At 66.0% G+C, this 6,000-nt stretch carries 6 protein-coding genes; 5 read left to right on the top strand and 1 reads right to left on the bottom strand.

Annotated features, from left to right (window positions below):
* Positions 1-40: 40 nt before the first annotated feature.
* From PIN01S_RS14090 to PIN01S_RS14110, 5 genes are all read left to right on the top strand, one after another.
* Positions 41-517 (top strand): hypothetical protein, encoded by a 477-nt coding sequence (locus tag PIN01S_RS14090; protein WP_084336311.1) that lies wholly within the window; start codon positions 41-43, stop codon positions 515-517.
* A gap of 59 nt (positions 518-576) precedes the next feature.
* A complete protein-coding gene (locus tag PIN01S_RS14095; protein ID WP_084336312.1) occupies positions 577-927 on the top strand; it encodes a glyoxalase superfamily protein in 351 nt (116 codons plus the stop codon).
* Positions 928-1,111: 184 nt separating this feature from the next.
* The gene (locus PIN01S_RS14100) at positions 1,112-3,640 is read left to right on the top strand and encodes a hypothetical protein (protein WP_084336313.1); all 2,529 of its coding nucleotides are present in this window, start codon (positions 1,112-1,114) and stop codon (positions 3,638-3,640) included.
* Positions 3,640-4,140 carry a CesT family type III secretion system chaperone gene (locus PIN01S_RS14105; RefSeq protein ID WP_084336314.1) on the top strand — a complete coding sequence of 167 codons (501 nt, stop codon included), beginning with the start codon at positions 3,640-3,642 and terminating at the stop codon, positions 4,138-4,140. Before PIN01S_RS14100 ends, PIN01S_RS14105 begins: the two co-directional genes overlap by 1 nt.
* A gap of 292 nt (positions 4,141-4,432) precedes the next feature.
* Positions 4,433-5,224 (top strand): alpha/beta fold hydrolase, encoded by a 792-nt coding sequence (locus tag PIN01S_RS14110; RefSeq protein WP_212633070.1) that lies wholly within the window; start codon positions 4,433-4,435, stop codon positions 5,222-5,224.
* A 7-nt stretch (positions 5,225-5,231) separates the two neighbouring features.
* Here PIN01S_RS14110 and PIN01S_RS14115 read toward each other — a convergent pair whose 3' ends face one another.
* Entirely contained in the window at positions 5,232-5,708 is a 477-nt protein-coding gene (locus PIN01S_RS14115; RefSeq protein WP_084336323.1) for a phosphate-starvation-inducible protein PsiE, read from the bottom strand.
* Positions 5,709-6,000: the final 292 nt, after the last annotated feature.

Raw genomic sequence — 6,000 nt, forward strand, 5'->3', positions numbered from 1 at the left:
CGATATCCCGGCAAAGGACACCCCACGACGAGGACCCATCGTGACCCGCATCAGCGACAACTTGGCCAGCCGCGCCAACGTCACCTTCGCCAACCGGGCGAACGCAACCAACAGCGCCGGGGCCCAGGACGCCGGCGATTCCAGCACCGCCGAACGCATCGCGAGCGACAAGGCCGCCTTCGGCGCCAGTGCCCGCGGGGCGCTGAACGCCGAGCGGCCGGCCGCCGCCAATGAGAGCGAGGGTGCATCGGGTGGTATCGACCCGGTGGAGCAGATCAAGAAGACCATCGAGCGCCTCAAGGAGCAGTTGCGCGAAGCCCGCCAACAGCTCGAAGAGGCCCAGCGCCGGGCGGAAGCGGCACCGGACGACGATGCCGCCCAGGCCGCGTTGCAGGCGGCGCAACAACAGGTCGCCACGCTCAGTGCGGCGCTCCAGCAGGCCTATGCCTCGCTGATGGAAGCGCTGGAAAAGAGCGGCGGCGACAAGGCTGGCCAGACGGTGAGTACCCGCGCCTGACGGGCACGCGGCCCATCGTTGGCTATCCTTGCCGGATCCATCGGAAAGGAGTCTCCAAGATGGCCGTTCGCCGCATCGTCGCCAATCTCTATGCCGCCGATCCCGACCAGGCACAACAGTTCTACGCGGACCTGCTCGGCCTCGAGCGGGTGATGGACCACGGTTGGCTCATCACCTTCGCCTCCCCCGCCAGCGCGGCGCCGCAAGTCAGCATCGCCTGCCAAGGCGGTTCGGGCACGCCGGTGCCGGCGCTGTCCATCGAAGTGGACGATGTGGATGACGTCCACCGGCGCGCCCAGGGTGCCCGACTCGATATCCCCTACCCGCTGACCGACGAACCTTGGGGTGTGCGGCGCTTCTTCGTACGCGATCCGTTCGGCAACCTGGTCAACATCCTCTCCCACCTGTAACACCAGGAAACGCTCTAGGACGCGCCTTTCGTCGAAAAACAAGGGAACCGCCCCGCCCTCGTGACCACCCACCCCACGATGGTCCTACGGGCGGGGCAGAACCTTCTGCCATTCCAATCTCAATAATCCCTCCCTCCGTCATCCGTGATTTGTCGCTTCACACACCCACGATGGATGGATATTCATGCACACCACGCTGTCTTCCTCTGCGCTCACCGCGCAGTTGCATACGCACATCGATGAAAGCCACCACAATCGCCACACGGAAGGCGCGCAAAGCCCCGGCGAAGCCATGCGTACGCTGGTGATCCAGTGGACGCACAACAGCCGCTCGCGGGAAGCCCTGTTCGGCACGTCCCCCAGCGTCGGGCGGCTGGATATCCGCGCCGAAGAGTCGGATTCGGACGAAATCCGCGAGGCCCACGACGTGCTGCCCGGCCACCAGCGCACCAAGGTGCTCGAACGCCTGCAGAGCCTGGTACGCGAGCACCTGCAACTGAATCCGGACGATGCCGACTTCGGCGAGCATGGCGCCATCGTCCTGGACCTGGACGAAGCCGTACATGGCGCCTACAGCGCCGCGGCCTATGGCAAGAAAGGCGTGGAAAAAGGCGCCTCGGAAGTGCTGGAGGCGTTCAAGGAAGAAGCCCACGAAATCCGTGAAGAGCCATTCAGCTTCATGCGCCATGAAGTGCAGCCGGAGAACCTGGTGGACATCGGCATCGCCAGCGCCCTCACCGTGCTGGTCACGCCGTTGGCGCTCAAGGCGCTGTTCGCCGGTATCCACGAGATCGGCGAGGCCAACGAGAAGGCGGCGGAACTGAAAGGCAAGCAGCACGACAAGCAGGAAAACCTGGACAAGCTCTCCCTCGGCCTCCAGGCCGTGCGCCAGCATCCGGAGCTGCGGGGCCTGCAACCGCTGGTCGAAGGCGAGATCGCCCTCGGTCGCCAGGAAGCCCACGACCTGCGCCAGGCGCAGACGCAAAACACACTGGCCAAGGCCATCGGCTTCTCCTCGGCACTCTCCGGTGGTGCCATCGTGGCGAGCACCGCCACCAAGCTCGGCGGCCAGGTCGGACTGGCGAGCGCGGCCGGAGGCGTCGGCAAAGTCTCCGCCTTCGTCGCCGGCAGCGCGCCGGCCGCCACGGCGGCGACGGTTCTGGGCACCGCGGCCACCCTGGCCCTCGCCCCTGCCGCGGCGGTGGGTGCCATCAGCCTCGGCGCGGCCTTCACCATCAAGTCGCACAAGAAGCACAAGGCCCTGTTGGCACGCAGCCAGCCCACCCGCAAGCATCTCAAGGCGATGGCGGAAAAACCGGGGCTCGGCGACGCCGCGTCGGTGCGCAAGTACCAGCAGTTCCTGGAAACCAAGATCACCCAGCGTGAGCGCTTCTTCAAAGAGTTCGAGCGCTCCAACAAGCTCTTTCTCGGCGCCAGCTCGCTGTATGGCGCCGGCGCCCTGGGCAAGGCGGCGCTGGTCGGCGCTTCGCTGGCCGGGGTCGGCCTACTGAGCAATCCGGTCACCGCGGCGGCCACGGTGGCGGCGGGTGCCGTCGGCGGCGTCGGCATGGCACTGACCTCCCATCAGTTCCTCACCGGCCACGGCAAGCAGCACCGCTACGACGAATACCTGACCACCGACATGCCCGTGCTGGATCGCCACCTGCTGGCCTCCGCCGACCTGCTGGCCGGCCCGGAACAGGGCATGAAGCTGCGCTCGGCGTTCTTCGGTCTGATCGAACAGCGCGACCATGAGCGCCAGGACCTGCTGGTGGAGATCGCCAACGACACCAACCGGGTGTTCGGCAAGCAACTGCATTCCACCGACGCGGGCTTCGTCTCGCCGAAGGACCGCCTCAAGGCGCGCCTGCGCGGGCAATCGGCGGACGCCCCGCCCCACAGCAACCGCCACGCGTCCATGAGCCAGCGCTTCAAGGCCAACGCCCTGGGTGCCGGGGCCTTCTTCCAGGCGGTGGGGCACGGCGACCTGAAGCGGGCGCTTCGCCAAGCGAAGGACACCCGCATGGCCAACGTCGACAAGCTCAGCTCACGCAAGATCCAGGAATGGCTGACCGCGCCGCAGCACCAGGCCCGGCAGATCGCCTTCATGCAGGCGGACCTGGAACGACTGCAGGCTTATCTGGAGGCGAAACTGGAGGTTCACGCCGGCATCCGCCAGCAGGCGGACGGCCCGATCGATGAGCCCGGCCACAAGACCCTCGCCGAACTCTTCGCCGAAGAGGATCGCCAGGACTACATCGACAAACTGGCGAAGGGCGACGGAAGGACCCCGGCGGCGCCCTCGCCCCTCGCCGACCAGGCCCACGCCCTGGCCGACTTCCTCGGCCAACTGGACCAGAGCCAGGAGCGCATCGCCCTGATGCACGCACAGACCCGCCAGGTGCTGCATGATCTCGAACAATTGCAGAACGGCGAAGGCAGCTCTTCCGACGTTTCGCCGCAGGACCGCCTGGCCCTCTGCCGCGAACGTTATCTGGCACTGCAAACCGGCAAGCTCTATGACAGCGAACGGAACGAGGCGAGCACCGACCTGGCAGCCAACACCCGCGCCTTCGCCAAGTACATGCTGCACGAAGCCGGCGCGGACTACCGTCACCTGCGCGGCATCCTGGTGGAAACCGAGATGCAGGCGACCATGGCCCGCACGCTCTATGAGCGGGGTTCGGCCCAGGCCGCAGGAGGAGCAGCGTGATGAACGAGACGCCCTTCGTCCGCCTGCTCACCCAACTGGCCCGGCACTGCAACTGCGACGCGGACCGGCTGCTCGTCGGCGAGCGCACGCTCATCAACGGCACGGCCTTCCGCTTCGATCACGACGAAGCGGAGTCGCCGGACACTCTGCTGGTCTGTTGCGAATACGGCGACCTGCCGGAACGCCAGCGCACCGACGCCATCGCCGCCCTGCTGGAAGCCAACATGCTGCTGTTCTTCAACCGGGGCAGCGAGAGCCTGTTCAGCCTCTCGCCGGAAGACGGCAAGGTCTGGCTGCTGGCTCGCCTGCGCCTGAGCCGGCTGACGCCGCAGGAACTGTCGCGCTACCTGGCGCAGACCGCCGAACAGGCGCGCCTGTGGCGCCAGGACCACTTCCTCGGCCCGGAGCGGACGGAGTCGGCGGTACCAGCAGAACGGCCCTATGCCCTGGGGCTGGGCGCTTCCCTTCTGCAAACCCCGGCCGTTCGGCCCACCTCCTGAAAGACGGGGCGGGGCCCTTCGGCCCCGCCCTACCGCACCACCTCTTCGAACGCAACGCCCGGAATTCCGCCAATCGGCCGGCCGAGCACAGCTCGGAACGTCGGCCCGCAGCAGTCGTCTATCGCGAAGCGGAAGGCGATAGCCGCCTTTCCCGACGACACGCAGAGGAGGCCGGACCATGGTACCCACCCCATCCTTGAACGTTGCGGCAAACCGGGCGGTTCGCCACAGAACCCTCGATCTGGACGGTTTGAAGATTTTCTACCGGGAAGCCGGCCCGGCGGACGCACCCGTGCTCCTTCTACCTCACGGCTACCCCTGCTCTTCCTACCAGTACCGTAACCTGATGCCGGCCCTGGCCGACCGCTGGCATAGCGTCGCACCGGACTTTCCCGGCTTCGGATACAGCGACACGCCAGCCGAATTCGCGTTCGACTTCGATGGCTACGCAGACTTCCTCGACCGCTTTGCCGAGGCCCTGGGCCTTCATCGCTTCGTGCTTTACCTGCACGACTACGGCTCGCAGATCGGCCTGCGCCTGGCCATCCGTTCGCCAGATCGAATCCGCGGACTGATCATCCAGAACGGCGACATCTACGAGGATGCCCTTGGCCCGAAATACGCCGGCCTGAAGGCATACTTCGCCGCGCCCAGCGCCGAGAAACGCCACGCCCTGGAGAGCGCGGTGAGCGAACACGGTTTCCGCGACGAGTTCCTCAACCAAGTATCCGCCGAGGTGGCCGAACGGATTTCACCCGACCTCTGGCAGCTCAACTGGGCCTTGCTGCAAACCGCTCGGCGCCGCGAAATCATGGTAGGGCTGATGGAGGGATTGAAGGAGAACCTCGCCTGGTTTCCGCGCTACCAGGCTTATCTGCGCGAGCACCAGCCAGCCACGCTCATCGTCTGGGGTCCGCAGGACGGCTATATGCCGGAAGCCTCGGCCCGCGCTTACCTGCGCGACCTCCCGGATGCCGAGCTGCACCTCCTGCCTGACGCCGGGCACTGGGCGCTCGAAACGCACCTGGATGCCGTGGTCGAGCGGATCAGGGCATTCCTGGCTCGATTGCCGGAAGGACGATAACGGCCTATCAGTCCAGCGTTTGCGCATCGCCGTCACGTCCCCGGCGCGCATCGCTCTGCACCGCCGGGAAGCGCGACGACGCGAAACGCACCACCAGGATCGCCAGCGCCAACAGCAGAATGGCGCCAGACACGTACACCACCTCCATACCCGGGCGATTGTGGTGCGACACATCGGAAATCAGCAGCCGGGTCAGCGCCGTGATGGCGACGTAGATGAGGAAGCGCACCGGCATGTGGTTGGTCTTGAAATAGATCCCCACCATGGCGCCCAGCTCGAGATAGATGAACAACAACAGGATGTCGTCCACCGTGATGTGGCCTTTCTCCAGCATCCCGCAAACCGCCAGCACCGCCGCCCAGGCGGTGATCCCGCCGATGGCGAACAGCGCCAGGTAGTGAAAGCTCTCCACCAGCAGGTTGCCCAGGGACTCGGCCAGCCCATGCACGGCCTCGCGGAGCGATTCGGCCCAATTCAGTTTCACGATGCGGGATTCCTTGCGTTCGGGTGGATTCTGCGTCGCCGGGGTGACGGTTTGGTTATCCAGCAAAAGACCAGCCAGGATTGAACCGCAGCGTGGCACACAACGCAGCGCTACCTTGGCGGTGCTGCGAAAGAAGGCCCCGAATCGTCGACAAGTAGGATGGGCTGGGGTGAGACGCGCTGGCATGGAGCCGCGTCGGGCGATGAATTCGCCCCTGCATCACGGCCGTAGCCCGGATAAGCCCAGCGCAATCCCGGAGGCATGTTCCCGGATTGCACTGCGTTTATCCGGG

It is taken from the genome of Pseudomonas indica NBRC 103045, assembly GCF_002091635.1.
In the GTDB taxonomy this organism is placed as follows: domain Bacteria; phylum Pseudomonadota; class Gammaproteobacteria; order Pseudomonadales; family Pseudomonadaceae; genus Pseudomonas_M; species Pseudomonas_M indica.

Bases quoted from the DNA above. Each gene is read 5' to 3' on its own strand.
- PIN01S_RS14095 (WP_084336312.1), top strand. From the start codon at position 577: ATGGCCGTTCGCCGCATCGTCGCCAATCTCTATGCCGCCGATCCCGAC.
- PIN01S_RS14100 (WP_084336313.1), top strand. From the start codon at position 1,112: ATGCACACCACGCTGTCTTCCTCTGCGCTCACCGCGCAGTTGCATACG.
- PIN01S_RS14105 (WP_084336314.1), top strand. From the start codon at position 3,640: ATGAACGAGACGCCCTTCGTCCGCCTGCTCACCCAACTGGCCCGGCAC.